This window comes from Actinomyces faecalis (assembly GCF_013184985.2).
In the GTDB taxonomy this organism is placed as follows: Bacteria; Actinomycetota; Actinomycetes; order Actinomycetales; family Actinomycetaceae; genus Actinomyces; species Actinomyces faecalis.
In genome coordinates this window covers 2,543,486-2,558,850 of record NZ_CP063418.1, presented here as the reverse complement: position 1 = coordinate 2,558,850, position 15,365 = coordinate 2,543,486, and the positions used below count along the sequence as shown (strand labels likewise).

The following is a 15,365-nucleotide window of genomic DNA, read 5'->3' as shown; positions in this document are numbered from 1 at the left end:
GGTGAGAGGACCTTGACCGCCTCGGCTCAGCCTCTACCGAGGCCGTGCCGGAGCCTGCTCGCGCGTGCGTTACACCGTCGGAGTCGATTGCGTACGGTGAATGAGACGCTCAGTGATGTGGATTTGGTCAATTCCGTTGACGTGACATACGGTTTCTTTGTGACGCGGCCGACACTGGCGTCGGTTCGCTGTAAGGAAGGTTGTGAGAAGACGATGACCGACCAGACCTGGGCTGTCCGTGCAGCCTGCGCCACCGTCGAGCCGGACCAGCTGTTCGGCAAGGGCGCCGAGCAGCGAGACGCCCGTTCCCTGTGCTTCTCCTGCCCGGTGCGGATGGAGTGCCTGGCGGAGGCTCTGGACTCAGAGTCCTCCTTCGGTGTCTGGGGTGGGCTGACGGAGCGTGAGCGTCGGGCGCTGCTGCGTCGCTTCCCCGAGGTCACCGACTGGGGCGCCTGGCTGCGTCGTGAGGACGACGAGCTCGTCGCAGAGATCCACGCACGCCGCGCTCCTCGCATCCTGGCCCGTGTGCGGTGAGGCGCGCGCCGCGGGGTGAGTGCCGGCGGCGGTCGTGGTGGCCGGAGCCGTGCGGGCCCCGTAGGCTGCGGGCATGACTACATGGGAGTACGCCACCATCCCCCTGCTCACCCACGCTACCAAGCAGATCCTCGACCAGTGGGGCGCTGACGGCTGGGAGCTCGTCCAGGTCGTGCCCGGGCCGACGGGCTCGGACAACCTCGTCGCCTACCTCAAGCGCCCCAAGCAGGACTGAGCCCAGTCGTCCTGACTGACGACGGCGCCGCCACCTTCCGGGAGAAGGTGGCGGCGCCGTCGTGCGTGTGCCAGCCGGGCGCTCAGCGAGCGCGGCGACGCAGGCGGTCGATGTCCAGCAGCGTGACCGCACGGCCCTCCAGACGGATCCAGCCGCGGGAGACGAACTCGGCCAGGGACTTGTTCACCGTCTCGCGGGAGGCGCCGACCAGCTGGGCGAGCTCCTCCTGGGTGAGGTCGTGGGGGACGTGCACGCCGTCCTCGGTGGCCGAGCCGAAGCGGTCGGCCAGGTCGAGCAGGGCCTTGGCCACGCGTCCGGGGACGTCGGAGAAGACCAGGTCCGCCAGGGCCGTGTTGGTGCGGCGCAGACGCTGGGCCAGAGCGCGCAGCATGTCCTTGGCCAGCGTCGGGTGGGTCTCGATGAAGCTCATGAGCTGGGTGTGCTCCAGCGAGAGCAGGTCCGTCGGAGCCACGGCAGTCGCCGTCGTCGAGCGCGGGCCCGGGTCGAACAGGGTCAGCTCGCCGACGATCTCGCCGGGCCCCAGCACCGCGAGGAGGTTCTCGCGGCCGTCAGGAGAGGCGTGACCGAGCTTGATCTTGCCCGACAGCAGGACGTACAGGCGCTCGCCCCTGTCGCCCTCGTTGAAGAGCGTCTCGCCACGGCGCAGGGTCGTCTGCGTCATCATGGCGCGCAGCTCCTCCTGCTCCTGCGGGCTCATGCCCTCGAAGAGCGGAATCTTGGAGATGATGCTTTCGTCCACGAAGGTCCTCCTGAGTGTGGTCGATGGGGCCTGTGCGGGCCGTCCCCCGCCTATCTTGCCACGGTCTGTGACCTGTGGCACGCCGTCGAGCATTGTAGTCTCGCCGTGGCACAGGTCAAATGCCGATCGGTCACTACCTGTGCGCAGCAGCTGACCCAGCGCGTAGGAGGCACGCAGATGACGCAGGAGGAGCCCGTCGCGCTGGCTGCTCGCGCGGCCCAGGTCGACGACGAGCTGACCACGACCTACCCGGACGCCCGCTGCGCCCTGGACCACGACGGCCCCTTCCAGCTGCTCGTGGCCACGGTCCTGTCCGCCCAGACCACGGACAAGCGTGTCAACACGATCACCCCCGGGCTGTTTGCCGCCTGTCCCGACGCCGCAGCCTTGGCTGGTGCGGACCGGGCGGGGCTGGAGGAACGGCTGCGCCCGCTGGGGATGCAGCGCACTCGGGCTGAGCGCCTCGTCGGACTGGGTGAGGAGCTGGTGACGCGCTTTGACGGCGTCGTCCCACGCACGCGCGAGGAGCTCACCACCCTGCCCGGCGTAGGACGCAAGACCGCCAACGTGGTACTCGGCAACGCCTTCGGCGTCCCTGCCGTCACCGTGGACACCCACGTGGGGCGGCTGTCGCGGCGCCTGGGCTGGACCGAGCACAAGGACCCTCTCAAGGTGGAGAAGGACATCGCCTCCCTGTGGGAGCCCCGGCGCTGGACCGACGGGTGCCACCGGCTGATCGAGCACGGCCGAGCCGTCTGCAGCGCCAGGTCGCCGCGATGCGAGGAGTGCGTGCTGCTGGCGGCCGGGCTGTGCCCGCAGGTCGGGGTCTGAGGGACTTCTGAGGGACCGAGGAGAAGGCCGAGTGCGGTAGGTCCGGACCGTGGCGCGCCCTCTTGGCCTACTGACCGGGGACGACGTCGGCCAGGAAGGGCAGCAGGACCTCCACGAGCCTGTCCGGCGCCTCCTCCTGCGGGAAGTGGCCGACGCCGTGGATGGTGACCTGTGCCAGCCTGCCGGCGACGTGGTGGGTGTCTCGCGCGTAGGCCTGTGCGGGCTGGACGGGGTCGAGCTGGCCCTGGACCGACATGACCGGGATCTGTACCGCCGGCTCCAGCGCCGCCAGCGTCCGGCGGCCCAGGAGCATGTCCCGCCGCGTCTCCAGGGCCGAGTGCGCCGCCCCAGGGCGGGCCAGCAGGGCCGCGTAGTAGCCGGCGGCCTCGGTGACCTGGGCGCGGGTACGGGGCCCGGCCCAGGAGCGCAGGAGCCTCTCGACCCCCGCCTGTGTGGCCAGGGTGCGCTCGGGCAGCACCGGGACCTTGAAGGACAGGTACTGCAGCGCGGCACCGGACAGCAGGCGCCCGCGCAGGGAGCGCACCGCGACCGGGTGCGGGGCGCTGACCGGCACGATCCCGCGCACGGTCGAGGCGAAGCGGTTGGCCATCACCCAGGCCACGTGGCCGCCCAGGCCGTGGCCGATGACGACGGCGGACTCGTGCCCCAGCGCCCGGACGGCCCCGTGCACGTCATCGGCCAGGGAGACCAGGTCGTAGCCCGACGGCGGACGGTCCGAGCCGCCGAAGCCGCGAAGGTCGAGGGCGGCGACGCGGTAGCCGTGCTCAGCCAGGGCGGGAAGGACGTGGCGCCACGTCCACCAGCACTCGGGGAAGCCATGGAGCAGCACGACGAGAGGGCCGGTGCCCTCGGCGTCGCTCAGCGGGGACTCGGGGCCGGCGAGGGCGGCGTGGAAGCGCGTGCCCCCGGCGGACAGGTCACGGTGCGTCCAGGGACCGGGGCGATAGACGTTGACGGGCACGCAGGCACTCTAGCCAACGGCGTCGTCCCCTGACGCGGCTTCGGGCGGTGGGGCGGTGCCTCCCTGCGACCCTGGGCCAGCGGTGGCACCCGGACAGCGGCGCTGCTAGGTCAGCAGCAGGCTGGCGGCCACGTAGACCCCGGTGCCCCCGATGAGAGACAGCGCGATCGAGCCTCGCCACAGGTGCAGGGCGGCCGTGGTGGCGATCCCCGCCAGGCACGGCGCCCAGGAGGCAGGGTCCCAGGTGAGCCCGGACAGGGTGTAGGCCACGAGGACCAGCATGACGCCCAGCGGCATGGCACGGGAGAGGAAACCGAGCAGCGGGCTGGAGGAGCGTCCGCGTAGCAGCACGAAGGGTGCCAGGCGGCAGGCGAAGGTGATGACGGCGACGACAGCGACGGCCAGCGCGATCTCGGCGTTGCTCAGCACGGCTGCTCCCGGCTCGGTGCGAGTGCGGTGTCGGCTGCGTCATCGGGTGCCGGCGCCGGCCGGTGACCGGTGCGGACTCGCCACAGGTAGAGCGCACTGAGGCCTGCTGCCAGCACGCCGAGCGCGACCAGAAGGGTGGCGCTGCCGCCGATCGTCAGGCCGGTCGCCCCGGCCAGCACGCCGAGGCCGGCGACGGCGCGGTCCGGGTTGGACCGCCAGCTCTCGATCACCAGCACCACGAACAGCGAGGTCAGGACGAAGCCGAGCAGCTCGATACGCTCGCCGACGACCGAGGCCAGCCAGCTGCCTGCTAGTGCGCCGACGCACGTGCCCAGGCACCAGGAGGCATGGCTGACGGCCTCGACCGTGAGCAGGTAGCGCCCGCTCATCCGGGTGCGGTCCTTGGAGGCCAGGAGCGCGTAGACCTCGTCGGTGATCGCGTGGACGGCGTACAGGCGGGTCACCAGCCTGCCGCGCACACGGTTGAGGGGAAATCCGAGCCCGTAGAAGACGTGCCGGCCCGAGACGAAGAGCGTCGACAGCGCGATGGCGGCCAGGGGCGCCCCGGCAGCGACGAGCGGGACCAGCAGCATCTGCATGGTCCCGGAGTAGATGACCAGGCTCCACACCGCCGCCCACCACCAGTCCAGGCGCTGTGCGACCAGCAGCGCCCCGGCGGCGGTTCCCAGCGTGAGGTAGCCGATGATGACGGGGACGGCGTCGCGCAGGCCTTCCCTGACTGTGGTCATGCGGGCTCAGCCCACGTGGCGCACGCGGTCGATAACCTCCTGCTCGCGCCGGCCGGCCCGGCGCGCGGAGTGGGAGACGACGCCGATCATCACCAGTGCCAGGCCCAGGGCCAGGAAGCGGCCGGACACGGCGTCGGACCACAGCATGGTGGCCACGTCCTCGCCGAGCGAGGACTGCTCAGCCAGGCGGGCCAGGAAGGGGGCCACGACCCTGTCCACCGGACCTGGTGCGACGAGGCCGGGCAGGCCTGCGACGAGCGTGAGGGTACCGACGACGAAGGTCCCCAGCGAGGAGCGTCGGGCCGTCCACAGGGCGGTGACCAGCAGCAGGCAGCCCACGACGAGCTCGACGGCCCCGCGCGTGGTGAGCGCAAAGTGGTAGGCCTCAGTGGCCTGGACGAGGTGCGCAGCGGCGTCGTGCAGGAGGAACCAGGCCGGCGGTAGCAGGACGAGGGAGAGCAGGACCCCGGCCCAGTGCGCGGCGGCGCGAGAGGCAGGGCGTCCCACGACGACCGAGCCGTCCAGGAGGATGTCCTCCTCGCTACGAGACTCCGGGGTGCGCTGAGGCCACGCCGGGGTCAGGGGCGCGTCGTCGTCCTCGTCAGCCAGGTCGGCGTCGTCGGAGGCCTCCTGGGGGGTCGAGGCCGAGGTGGGCGGTGCGAGGGAGGTGGTGGCCTCGGCAGGGTGCTGAGGCTGAGCGGCCTGCGCCGCCTGGCGCTCGGCAGCCTCCTCCTCACGGGAGAAGAGGGAACGACGGCGCACGACGGTCGAGGAGGGGTCGTCGTCCTGCGGGGCCGCGTGCCGCGCAGCGCGGTGACCGCGCTCGGAGGCCTCAGGGTCGCCGTCCTCGCCTGCCTGCGCTGCCTGCGCGGAGGAGGTCACGGCACCGGCACGAGCGGCGGGTGCGATGAGCGTGCTCGGAGCCTCGTCCGGGGTAGAGGAGGTCTCTGCCTGCGGGGCCGCTCCGGTGACGGGGTCTGGCAGGGCGTCGACCGGCTCGCCCTCGCCCAGGACGGGGGCCGGGCCGGGAACCTCGAGGTCGTCGGAGACGAGCTCGGTAGAGGCCGGTGTCAGGGCAGGTTCCTGTAGGTCGTCCGGCTCGTTCGTGAGAGGCTCGTCCTGGTCCTCGGGACGTCGGGAAGATGCTGTGGTCACGGGGTCCTCCTTACTCGCGCCGCTACGGTAGCGGCGTGAGGGCGCCAGGGCGTGGAGGCGTGCCGGTCAGGCCGCGGACGTCTCCGTGGCGTCGGTGCGTGCGAGAGCCAGCTCCTCGCTGCGTCCCTGCTTGCGGGCCAGGTGCGCGCCCCAGCCGACGGTGCTGAGCAGCACGCCGGTAGCCGCCAGGGTCATGGCGTCAGGGGTGTGAGCGAGCAGGCGCTGAAGCAGGTCGTGGAACGGCGTCTCCGGCCATGCCGGTAGGGCTAGCGCCGGCAGGCTGATGAGGATGAGGAGGATGCCACCGGTCCGGGTGCCCAGCGACGAGCGTCCCGCCCCGGCCCCGGCCACGACCAGCAGAAGGAGAGCTCCCGTCAGCCCCGCCGCGGCGGCTGGCGTCACGGGGTCCTGGCCGTCGAGGACGGTCTGCGGCAACCGGGTGAGCAGGGCGAGTGCCAGGACGAGGACGAGCGTGGTCACGGCCAGGGTGAGCAGGTGGCTGCGGCGGCGCGAGGGCGGCGCGCTGGGAGTGACCCCGAGGGCGCGGTCGGCCTCCGTCAGCCGCAACGAGGAGCGTGCCTGCTCCCGGCCACCCCGCCGCGCCCACCGCATGCCCCAGGACCCGCCTACGAGCAGCGCGGCGGTGACGGTGATCGTGCCCGTGGCAGCGAGAGGGCGTAGCCACTGCGACGGTGCGGTCGCTGAGACGCCGGGCAGGACGAGGAAGGTGACCTGGGCGGTCAGGGCCACCAGCCCCGCGACCAGGCCTCCCAGGGAGGAGCGTGCGGCGAACAGGGCCTGGCACGCGCAGAGCACGAGGAGCAGGACCAGGAGGTGGAAGGCGGTGAGCGCCAGCCGTCCCTGGGTGGCCATGTGGCCGACGACGCCTGTGAGCACGAGGGTGACGGGGGCCAGCACCAGGCCGACCAGGCCGGCTGTGACGTGGTCACGACGGCGCCCGCGCGGCGGTAGGACGGGGACCCCGCCACCAGGGGTGAGGGGAGCCGGACCGCCGTCGTGCTGCTTCTTCGTCATGCTCACGCAGGTGAGCCTAGCGGCCCGCCTGGCACTGTGCGCGGCCCCTTAGTCTGGGGCCGTGAGCCCTGACCTTGCCTCCCGTCCCCAGGCCGTGGCCCAGGCGCTGGGCGCTCTGGCCGCAGACCCGCGTGTGCGCCAGGCCCAGGAGGCGCTGCGCGAGGCCTCGACCCGGCTGCGCTGGAACGAGGTGCTGAGACGGCGATGGCGTGAGGCGCGCGCCGAGGCGGCGGTGCGCGGGGCGATCGCCTCAGCCGCGGTGGAAGGCGCCGTGGTGCCGGCCAGCACCCTGCGCCAGGCCGTGGCCGCCGGGGAGCTCGTGACATCGAGGACAGCGGACCCCAGCCTCGACGTCGCCGCAGGGCTGTGGCGTGCCCAGACCCGCCTTGCCCAGTGGATGGCCCCCTTGCGTGGCACGGACAGGCCAGTGGTGCCCACGCCTGCCGCCCTGCTCGCGACGCTGCACCGTGACGTGGTCGGCCCGCTGGCAGCCTCAGGGCGCCTGCCGCTGGCCGAGGTCGGGGCGGCCCGGCTGGAGTCGCAGGAAGCGCGGGAGGGCGGGCCGGGTCCGGCGGCCCAGGGTGAGGAGCTGCACCACAGGCGCCGCAGCATCATCGAGCTGATCGACCTGGAAGGAGCGCCTGCGCTCGTGCGCTGCGCCGTCGTCCACGCGGAGACGGCGTGCGCGCGTCCCTTCACTGCGGGGAACGCGGCCGTGGGACGGCTGCTGGCACGGCACCTGGCGGTGCGTGACGGTCTGGAACCGACCGGTACGGCGGTGCCGGACCTGTACCCAGCCAGGGCTCCGAGGGCCTACGCCGACGCTCTGGCGGCCTACGCCACCGGGAGCCCGGACGGCGTGGTGACCTGGATCGTGTGGCAGGCCGAGGCTCTCCTCATGGGGGTCCAGGAGGCGGAGGAGCTGTGCCGGGCCGTGCAGGCAGGAACGACGGCGGCCGGCTGAGCAAGCCTTGCTGTCGCTGCCGCCTCAGCCTCCCGGGTGACGGCTGGCGGCAGCCTCAGGGGTGCCGGGACACCCACCACGCGGCCAGGGCCCCCAGGCCTGCCAGCGCGAGGGCGCTGGTGAGCGCCTCGGCCTGGTCCGAACGCAGCCGCACGGCTGCAGGAACCGGTGGCGCCAGCGGGCGCCTCAGGGTCAGTGGGCGCTGGAAGTCCCGGACGAGCCAGCCTGCCTCGGTGGCGTGGTGGCGCAGCTCGCGGTCGGGGTTGACCGCTACCGGGTGGCCGACCGCCTGGAGCATCGGCAGGTCGGAGACGGAGTCGGAGTAGGCCCACGAGGCGGCCAGGTCGATCCCGTGGGCTGCCGCGTCAGCCTCCAGCGCCTCGACCTTGGCCCCGTGCAGCAAGGAGCGCGAGATCCGCCCCGTGAAGCGCCCCTGGGCGTCGACCTCCATCTGCGTGGCCACGGCCCGGTCGGCGCCGACGAGGGCGGCGACCGGCCCGACCATCTCCTTGACGGAGGCGGAGACGATGACGACGTCGTGCCCCGCCTCGTGATGAGCCTCGATGAGGTCCAGGGCCTCGGCGTAGACGGCTGGCTCGATCGCGGTGGACAGAGCCTGGTCGACCACCTCCTGCAGGCGACGACGCTCCAGCCCCGCGGACATGGCGGCGAGCTGGTTCATGAGCCGGGCGGAGTGCTCCTCGTCCGCGCCCAGCAGGAGGTAAGGAAGCTGGGCGACGACTCCACGGGCCAGCGCCGTGGTGGAGATCAGGCCGGAGCGGCGCATCGGGTCGCCCAGGGCAAAGGTGGTCGAGGTGGCCAGGACGGTCTTGTCCAGGTCGAAGTAGGCGGCACGACGGCTTGCCTTGTCCATGATGACCTCCTGCCTTGCTCGTGGCGGGACAGCGACGGGTGCTCCTGAATCGTACCGAGCCCGGGCTCCACAGGCAGGCCCCGTGACACCCCGGTCCACAGGGCTCGAATGACGCGGGTGCGTGTGAGACGAGGGTCGTAGCAGGCTCGCGGTGAGCCCCGTGCCCACCGGCTGAGCAGCCAGCGAGGACGTGAGGTGACGTGTGCCGTCGCAACGAGGAGGAGACATGACCAGACCAAGCCGCCCAGCCCCTGCCGTCCACAGCACCTCCCACCGTGCCGGCCAGCACCCGGGTACTGACGAGGACGACAGGACGCGAGGAGAGGTCGTCGCCGTCGTCGGGGCGCGCGGGGGCCTGGGGACGTCCTGCCTCGCGGTCCTGCTCGCCCGGGCCCTGGCCGTCGCCGGCCAGCGGGTGGCGCTGGTGGACGCCGACCCGGCCGGAGGGCTCGGCCTGCTCATGGGAACAGGACCGGGACCGGGCCTGCGGTGGGCGGACCTGCCGGCCCAGGAGACGGCCTTCCGGGCGACCCGGCTGGTGGACGCGCTGCCGACCTGGCTCGGTATCACGGTGCTCACCGGCGACGTGCGAGGAGGGGTAGAGGAGGGAAGGGTCCTGGAGCCGGTCCTTGAGGCGCTGTCCTCGGTGCACGACGTCGTCATCGTGGACCTGCCGCGTACCGCGACCCCTCCGGACGGGGCCCGCCTCGTGATGCTGACGACGCTCGACCTGCGCTCGGCCACGGCCGTGCGGGTGCTTGCGCTGCGGGCGGCACGCGCAGGGCGGGGGCCGGTACGCCTGATCGTCCTGGAGGAGGGGGAGGACGTCGACGTCGACGGCCTGGTGCGGACCACGGGCTGCCAGGTCCTGGGCACGCTCGCGGTCGACCGCTCCGTCGCCCAGCGCACGGCCCGGGGAGACGACGTCACGCGAGGGCGGGGAGCCGCCCGGCGTGCGGCCCGTGAGCTGGCTGGTGCGCTCATGCGAGAGATAGAGACACGGCCTCGGGTGGTGGACCGGTGAGTGAGGCAGAGGAGCTGGAGCGGGTGCGAGGCGCCCTGGCACGAGGGGCCACCATGGCGGTGGCGCTGGAGGAGGAGAGCGACGCCGCGACAGGGGTCGGGGGCCTGGCCCGCCTTCACGAGCGCGTCCACGCCGAGGTGGAGGGCGTCGGTCCCTTGCTCCAGCCGCTGCTGGAGACCGAGGGCGTGACGGACGTGCTCGTGGGAGCCGGACGCAGCTGGATCGACCGGGGGCGGGGCCTGGAGGAGGTCCACCACGACCTGCCGGAGAAGCAGGTACGTGCCCTGGCCGTGCGCATGGCAGCCGGTGCCGGACGACGCCTGGACGAGGCGAGCCCCGTCGTCGACGCCACCTTGGCCGACGGCACCCGCCTCAACGCGGTCCTCCCGCCGCTGAGCGCGGACGGCACCCTGATCTGCCTGCGCACCAGCCGCCGACAGGCCTTCACCCTGGAGGAGCTGGTGGAGGCCGGGACCGTCATACCGCCGCTCGCACCGGTGCTGGCAGGCCTGGTGACAGCCCGGGCCTCCTGCCTGGTCACGGGGGCGACCGGCACGGGCAAGACCACCCTGCTGGCTGCTCTGCTGTCCCTGGTCCCGGCGGCCCAGCGCATCGTGTGCATCGAGGAGGCCAGCGAGCTGCGGCCCAACCACCCCCATGTCATCCACCTCCAGGAGCGTGGGGCCAACGTGCAGGGGGTAGGACAGGTGACGATGACGGCCCTGGTGCGGACCGCGCTGCGGATGCGACCGGACCGGCTCGTCCTCGGTGAGTGCCGCGGACCGGAGGTGCGGGAGGTGCTGACCGCGCTCAACACCGGCCACGAGGGCGGCTGGGCCACTCTGCACGCCAACGCCCCGGCGGACGTCCCGGCACGGCTGACGGCCCTGGGGGCCCTGGCCGGCATGGACGAGGCCACGGTCGCCGCCCAGGCAGCCAGCGCCCTGGACGCCGTCGTCCACCTCCAGCGACTGCCACGCACCGGCAGGGCTGAGGGCAGGGCTACTCGCCGTGCCCTGCGCCACAAGCCTGCGGGGACACGGCGTGCTGTGACCTCCGTCGGGGTCCTCAGCCGCGAGGAGGGGACGGGACGGCTGGTGTGCCGGGAGGCTCTGCGTGTGCGTGGGGAGGAGCTGCAGGCGGGGCCGGGCCACGCCCAGCTGGAGGCCCTGCTCGCTCGCACCGGGGACCGGGGCGTGGCGTGAGCGGCAGCGTCCTCGTGGCCGTGCTGCTCGCGCTCGCGGTGACCGTGGCCCTCCTGCCGGCGCGCCGCGACGCCAGCGAGCTGGAGCAGGCGGCCCTTGAGCAGGTGGCGCTGGAGCAGGTGGGGGCGGTGCCCAGGGTGCCGACGCACGAGCCGGGCGAACGCACGTCGTCGGACCTTGACCTCGCACTGGTGCTGACGGAGGTGGCCACGCTCCTGCAGGCCGGCGCCACGCCCGCGCGTGCCTGGAGCCGGACGCTGGGCAGGCACGGCCTGACTCAGGGAGCTGAGCCCGGCCCCGACGGCGTGCCACCAGCCCTGCAGCGCCTTGGCCGAGAGGCTGGGCTGCGCTGGTGGGTGCGGTGGTGGCCCAGGCGGCGAGGCGGGAGGTGGGTGTGGGAGCCTGGCTGGCCGGCCAGTGGCACCCGGGCGGCCAGACGGAGGGCGACGGCGGCCGCTGTCCCTGGGGCGGTGGCTGCCTGCCGTCTGAGCGCAGCACTCGGAGCGCCGTTGGCGGCTGTTCTGGAGTCCGTGGCGCAGGGCGTAGCCGAGTCCGGCCGGGCCGAGTCCTCCCGTCGCACCGCCCTGTCCGGGCCGATGAGCACCGCCCGGCTGCTGGCCTGCCTGCCTGTGCTCGGGGTCGTGCTGGGCAGCGCCGTCGGTGCCCGGCCCCAGGAGGTGCTGCTCGACGGCGGAGCCGGCAGCCTCCTGGGAGCCGGGGGCCTCGGCCTCATGGCGCTGGGCGGCTACGTCACGCACCGGCTGGTACGGGCGGCGCAGCGTGAGGGAGAGGGAGCTGACGAGGCCCTGGTCCTCGACCTGGCCGCAGCCGCTCTCGCAGGTGGGGCCTCGGTCCCTGGCACCCTCAGCGCGCTGGCGCCGGCCCTGGACGAGCCCGCCTGCGCCGTCGTGGCCCGTGGGCTCCTGCTGGGTGCCGCGTGGCACGAGGCCTGGAGCGCACCGCAGGACGAGGACTGGCGAGCGCGGCGCAGCAACCTGGAGGCCTGTCTGAGGCCGGGGTGGGAGGACGGGGCGTCCCCGGTCCCTCTCCTGGAGGCGACGGCGCAGAGCCTGCGCGCCGGACGCCAGGCGCGTGACCAGGAGGTGGCCGAGCGTCTCGCGGTGCGGCTCGTCATACCGCTGGGACTGTGCCACCTGCCCGCCTTCGTCGCCCTGGGGATCGTGCCGGTGGTGGTCAGTGTCGGCCTGGGGCTCGTAGCGGGATAGGCCTGTCAGATGCGGTGGCAGGCATGGCACCATGGGAACATGGCCCTTCCCCGTAAGCTTCTGAGCCACGACGAGGTCGTGGTTCGGCACATGCACACCCACCCCAAGGTTCTCCTGTGGCGCATCGTCCTGGAGCTCGTCCTGCTCGCAGCGGCGATCGTGGGGACCGTCCTGGCGCCGGACTCCTGGAACCCGTGGGGCCTGACGACCATCTGGCTGCTGTTCCTGGCGATCTCCTTGCCGCTACTGCTTCTGCCCTGGCTGCGCTGGGCCTGCACCACCTACACGGTGACCACCAGGCGCGTCATCACCCGCTCAGGGATCATCAACAAGACCGGGCACGACCTGCCGCTGACGCGGATCAGTGACATCCAGCAGGAGCGCACCGTGACCGACCGGATCTTCCGCGCCGGCACGCTGAGCCTGCAGACCAGCGCGGACGACCCGCTGCTGCTCGTCGACGTCCCTCAGGTCCAGGCGGTCCAGGTCGAGATCGCCAACCTGATCTTCCGCGACGGGCCGCAGGGCGGGACCGACTGACGGGCCGCAGGGCGGGACCGCCCTGAGCCAGGAGTGCCGGACAGGTAGGGCCGCCGGGGAGCGCCGGGGCAGGACACCAGCGGCCAGATCCTGTCGCCCTGTGCGTCTCGGCTGCCGCTACGTGAGAGGAGGCCTGGGAAGCAGGCCCTGGTAGCCAGCGACTTCCGCCAGTACGGCGAGCTGGCCCGCCGTCTGCCGTCACAGGGGTGACCTCCACCGATCTGCCAGGCGTGCCCGGTACGGTCAGGGCCATGACCTCCTACGCGCCGCCCACCTGCACCCCGGACCAGGCTGCTGACCTGCGCAAGGACCTGGAGGCCTCGGGCTGGGGCGTGGACGCCGTCGGCCATCTGCTCGGTGAGGTGGCCGACGCCGCCCTGCGGCGTGAGGTCCGGCTGCCTGCCCTGCGCGCGCTGCACCGGGTCCTGGCTGAGGACCGTGCGGCTGGTGCCACCCCGACGCCGACGGCGGTGCTCACCGCCCTGTTCATGCTCGGCCAGGCCGTGCCCGCCAGCGAGCTGGACTGGGCGCTGCGGCGCACCCGCACGGCCGGTGCGGTGGCCATGGGACTGGTCGAGCACCTGCCAGCCGGGGCCGAGGCGCTGACGCTTGGCGAGGTGGGTGACGCGGCGCTGGTACGGGCCTGTGTCGATCTGCGCCCTCACGAGGTCGCAGGCCTGGGCAAGGACGGCGCGGACCTGCGCTGGTGGGTCGCCTCGGACCTGGGAGAGCTGGAGACCGGGCGCGCCCTGGAGCCTGACCACGTGCTCGGCATCGGGGGAGCGGGCCTGACCCTGGCCTCGCTCACTCCTCGCCGCCCCGTACGCACAGCCCTGGACCTGGGCTGCGGCTGCGGGATCCAGACGCTCTACCTCCTCCAGCACTGCGAGCACGTCGTGGCTACCGACGTCTCCGCGCGGGCTCTGGCCTTCACAGCCTTCAACGCGGCGCTCTGCGGTGCTGACCCGCAGCAGCTGGAGCTGGTTGAGGGCTCCTTCCTGGAGCCCGTGGCGGGGCGCCGCTTCGACCTCATCGCCACCAACCCTCCCTTCGTCCTCACCCCGCTGGCCGTACGCGAGGCGGGCCTGCCGCTCATGGAGTACCGCGACGCCGGCCGCCCGGTCCTGCCTGAGCTCGTCCCCGCCCTGGGGGAGCACCTGGAGGTCGGTGGCAGCGTGGTCATGCTCGGCAACTGGGAGCACCACCGCTTCCAGGACTGGCGCGAGAGGGTCAGTGCGTGGCTTCCTGCGGACGTCGACGCCTGGGTCATCGAGCGCGAGACCCAGGACCCGGTGGAGTACGCCACCATGTGGCTACGCGACGGCGGAGCGGTTCCCGAGCGTGACCTGACTGGCTTCGAGGCCGCGCTGGAGGCGTGGATCGCTGACTTCGAGGAGCGCGAGGTGGAGGAGATCGGCTTCGGCTACCTCGTGCTGCACCGGCCAGACCCCGAGCACGACGGCGCCCCTCGTCAGCCCTGGAGGGTCCTGGAGGAGGTCGGCACGCAGCCGGCTGGCCCGTTGGCCGAGCACCTGGCGCGCTCGGTCGAGGTGCGCAGCGGCCTGGCAGCGATGGACGACGAGCAGGTCGCCCTGCTCCACCCGGTCCTGGCCCCGGACGTCACCGAGGAGCGCCACCTGCGTCCCGGCGAGGCCGAGCCCACGCTCATCCTGCTGCGCCAGGGCGGTGGCTTCGCACGCACGATCCAGGCGGACACGGCGCTGGCTGCCCTGGCCGGTGTGGCCGACGGCGAGCTGAGCGTGGCACAGGTGGCGGACGCCGTCGCGGCCCTGCTGCAGGTTGACGCCCAGGCCCTGCGCGCTGAGATGGTCCAGGCCACGCGCCGTCTGGCGGCTGACGGGTTCGTCGAGCTGTGAGCGTCCGCGACCTGAGCACGAGCCGGACGGCGGTGGTGCTGCGCCGTCGGGCCGCGGCCCTGGCGCTGGCCAGCTTCGCGACCGTCCTGGGCAGCTGGTACCTCATGGTCCTTACCCGCCGCGGGCAGCTGGTGGAGCAGGCTGCGATCAGCGGCTCCTTCATCGGGGCGCGCTTCGTCTCCAGCCAGGCACGCACCCTGCTGTCGGTGGTCTCGATGCCGGTTGCGGTGGCACTGGTGCTGGCCATTCTCGTCGTCGGCCTGTGGGGCAGTGCGCGCAGGCGAGCCTGGTGGGCTGCGGCCGTGGTCGTCGCGGTCAACGTCTCGACCCAGGTCCTCAAGCACTGGGTCCTTACCCGCCCGGACTACGGGGTGAGCCTGCGCTACGACGGTGCCAACACCCTGCCCTCGGGGCACACGGCCATGGCCGCCTCAGCCGCCGTCGCCCTCGTCCTCGTGGTCGGGCCGGCCTGGAGAGGTGCGGCCGCGTGGGCCGGGGCCGTGCTGGCAGCGCTTATGGGCTACTCCACGCTCGTGTGCCAGTGGCACCGTCCGGCCGACGTCGTGGCTGCGATCGCCCTGGCGGTGGGCTGGGCCTCGGTCGCGGTGGCGTGCGGGGCCTGGCACTCGCCTGCGGACCTTGCTGTGCCCGGCAGGAGCGCCGCGGGAGGCGCCGACGGCGTGGCCCGCCGGGCACGGCACCCTCGCCACCTGCGCGTGCTCACCCGGGCCGGGATCGCCGCCGGGGTGATCGGCACCGTGCTGATGGCTGTGACCTGGATCCGCCTGGAGGACGCGGCGAGCAGGACGACGTCCTTCGTCGCCTACGTCGGTGGGGCCGCAGGGACCGTGGCGGTGGCGTTCCTCGGGCTGGGGCTGCTGGCGGGGCTCGGGCGCCCACGCTCCTAGCCAGGCGCTCCGAGACCGTCCCTGTGTTGCGGTTACG

The 15,365-nt window shown here is 73.1% G+C and carries 17 protein-coding genes; 10 read left to right on the top strand and 7 right to left on the bottom strand.

Annotation, left to right across the window (positions count from 1 at the left end; translation table 11 throughout):
• The first annotated feature begins 213 nt into the window (after window positions 1-213).
• Window positions 214-534 (top strand): WhiB family transcriptional regulator, encoded by a 321-nt coding sequence (locus tag HRL51_RS10960; RefSeq protein ID WP_172119169.1) that lies wholly within the window; start codon window positions 214-216, stop codon window positions 532-534.
• Between the two features lie 73 nt (window positions 535-607).
• Window positions 608-769: a Sp36 family protein gene (sp36, locus tag HRL51_RS10955; RefSeq protein ID WP_172119170.1), complete on the top strand. Its 162-nt coding sequence runs from the start codon at window positions 608-610 to the stop codon at window positions 767-769.
• A gap of 82 nt (window positions 770-851) precedes the next feature.
• Here the strand turns inward: sp36 and HRL51_RS10950 are convergent, their stop codons facing one another.
• Window positions 852-1,529 carry a Crp/Fnr family transcriptional regulator gene (locus HRL51_RS10950; RefSeq protein ID WP_172191810.1) on the bottom strand — a complete coding sequence of 226 codons (678 nt, stop codon included), beginning with the start codon at window positions 1,527-1,529 and terminating at the stop codon, window positions 852-854.
• A 177-nt stretch (window positions 1,530-1,706) separates the two neighbouring features.
• On the opposite strand from HRL51_RS10950, the gene nth reads away from it, so the two are divergent.
• A complete protein-coding gene (gene nth / locus HRL51_RS10945; RefSeq protein WP_172191808.1) occupies window positions 1,707-2,360 on the top strand; it encodes an endonuclease III in 654 nt (217 codons plus the stop codon).
• Between the two features lie 67 nt (window positions 2,361-2,427).
• Here nth and HRL51_RS10940 read toward each other — a convergent pair whose 3' ends face one another.
• From HRL51_RS10940 to HRL51_RS10920, 5 genes are all read right to left on the bottom strand, one after another.
• Complete coding sequence (locus tag HRL51_RS10940; protein ID WP_172119173.1) at window positions 2,428-3,342, bottom strand: alpha/beta fold hydrolase; 915 nt, start codon at window positions 3,340-3,342, stop codon at window positions 2,428-2,430.
• Between the two features lie 105 nt (window positions 3,343-3,447).
• Window positions 3,448-3,771, bottom strand: coding sequence for a branched-chain amino acid transporter permease (locus tag HRL51_RS10935; RefSeq protein WP_172191806.1), 324 nt, complete (start codon window positions 3,769-3,771; stop codon window positions 3,448-3,450).
• Entirely contained in the window at window positions 3,765-4,520 is a 756-nt protein-coding gene (locus tag HRL51_RS10930; RefSeq protein WP_172191804.1) for an AzlC family ABC transporter permease, read from the bottom strand. The genes HRL51_RS10935 and HRL51_RS10930 overlap by 7 nt, the downstream gene beginning before the upstream one ends.
• Before the next feature lie 6 nt (window positions 4,521-4,526).
• Window positions 4,527-5,675: a hypothetical protein gene (locus HRL51_RS10925; protein ID WP_172191802.1), complete on the bottom strand. Its 1,149-nt coding sequence runs from the start codon at window positions 5,673-5,675 to the stop codon at window positions 4,527-4,529.
• A gap of 66 nt (window positions 5,676-5,741) precedes the next feature.
• Complete coding sequence (locus HRL51_RS10920) at window positions 5,742-6,716, bottom strand: hypothetical protein (RefSeq protein WP_172191800.1); 975 nt, start codon at window positions 6,714-6,716, stop codon at window positions 5,742-5,744.
• A 55-nt stretch (window positions 6,717-6,771) separates the two neighbouring features.
• Between HRL51_RS10920 and HRL51_RS10915 the strand changes: the two genes are divergently transcribed.
• The gene (locus HRL51_RS10915) at window positions 6,772-7,674 is read left to right on the top strand and encodes a Fic family protein (protein ID WP_172191798.1); all 903 of its coding nucleotides are present in this window, start codon (window positions 6,772-6,774) and stop codon (window positions 7,672-7,674) included.
• Window positions 7,675-7,729: 55 nt separating this feature from the next.
• On the opposite strand, the gene HRL51_RS10910 is transcribed toward HRL51_RS10915, so the two are convergent.
• Entirely contained in the window at window positions 7,730-8,548 is an 819-nt protein-coding gene (locus tag HRL51_RS10910) for an HAD family hydrolase (RefSeq protein WP_172191796.1), read from the bottom strand.
• A 226-nt stretch (window positions 8,549-8,774) separates the two neighbouring features.
• Here HRL51_RS10910 and HRL51_RS10905 point away from each other — a divergent pair, with 226 nt between their 5' ends.
• The 6 genes from HRL51_RS10905 (at window position 8,775) to HRL51_RS10880 (ending at window position 15,328) form a co-directional block, all read left to right on the top strand.
• Entirely contained in the window at window positions 8,775-9,572 is a 798-nt protein-coding gene (locus tag HRL51_RS10905; RefSeq protein ID WP_172119180.1) for a cellulose synthase operon protein YhjQ/BcsQ, read from the top strand.
• A gap of 23 nt (window positions 9,573-9,595) precedes the next feature.
• A complete protein-coding gene (locus tag HRL51_RS10900; protein WP_172119207.1) occupies window positions 9,596-10,777 on the top strand; it encodes a TadA family conjugal transfer-associated ATPase in 1,182 nt (393 codons plus the stop codon).
• Window positions 10,774-12,003, top strand: a complete 1,230-nt coding sequence (locus HRL51_RS10895) for a hypothetical protein (RefSeq protein ID WP_172119181.1) — start codon at window positions 10,774-10,776, stop codon at window positions 12,001-12,003. Before HRL51_RS10900 ends, HRL51_RS10895 begins: the two co-directional genes overlap by 4 nt.
• A gap of 39 nt (window positions 12,004-12,042) precedes the next feature.
• Window positions 12,043-12,543, top strand: a complete 501-nt coding sequence (locus HRL51_RS10890; RefSeq protein ID WP_172119182.1) for a PH domain-containing protein — start codon at window positions 12,043-12,045, stop codon at window positions 12,541-12,543.
• 251 nt (window positions 12,544-12,794) lie between these two features.
• Complete coding sequence (locus HRL51_RS10885) at window positions 12,795-14,420, top strand: DUF7059 domain-containing protein (protein ID WP_172119183.1); 1,626 nt, start codon at window positions 12,795-12,797, stop codon at window positions 14,418-14,420.
• The gene (locus HRL51_RS10880) at window positions 14,417-15,328 is read left to right on the top strand and encodes a phosphatase PAP2 family protein (protein ID WP_172119184.1); all 912 of its coding nucleotides are present in this window, start codon (window positions 14,417-14,419) and stop codon (window positions 15,326-15,328) included. The genes HRL51_RS10885 and HRL51_RS10880 overlap by 4 nt, the downstream gene beginning before the upstream one ends.
• The last annotated feature ends 37 nt before the right edge of the window (window positions 15,329-15,365 follow it).

What these genes read in the sequence shown, in the direction of transcription:
- HRL51_RS10910 (WP_172191796.1), bottom strand. Translation starts at nt 8,548, where the DNA reads ATGGACAAGGCAAGCCGTCGTGCCGCCTACTTCGACCTGGACAAGACC.
- HRL51_RS10885 (WP_172119183.1), top strand. Translation starts at nt 12,795, where the DNA reads ATGACCTCCTACGCGCCGCCCACCTGCACCCCGGACCAGGCTGCTGAC.
- HRL51_RS10890 (WP_172119182.1), top strand. Translation starts at nt 12,043, where the DNA reads ATGGCCCTTCCCCGTAAGCTTCTGAGCCACGACGAGGTCGTGGTTCGG.
- HRL51_RS10930 (WP_172191804.1), bottom strand. Translation starts at nt 4,520, where the DNA reads ATGACCACAGTCAGGGAAGGCCTGCGCGACGCCGTCCCCGTCATCATC.
- HRL51_RS10960 (WP_172119169.1), top strand. Translation starts at nt 214, where the DNA reads ATGACCGACCAGACCTGGGCTGTCCGTGCAGCCTGCGCCACCGTCGAG.
- nth (WP_172191808.1), top strand. Translation starts at nt 1,707, where the DNA reads ATGACGCAGGAGGAGCCCGTCGCGCTGGCTGCTCGCGCGGCCCAGGTC.
- HRL51_RS10905 (WP_172119180.1), top strand. Translation starts at nt 8,775, where the DNA reads ATGACCAGACCAAGCCGCCCAGCCCCTGCCGTCCACAGCACCTCCCAC.
- sp36 (WP_172119170.1), top strand. Translation starts at nt 608, where the DNA reads ATGACTACATGGGAGTACGCCACCATCCCCCTGCTCACCCACGCTACC.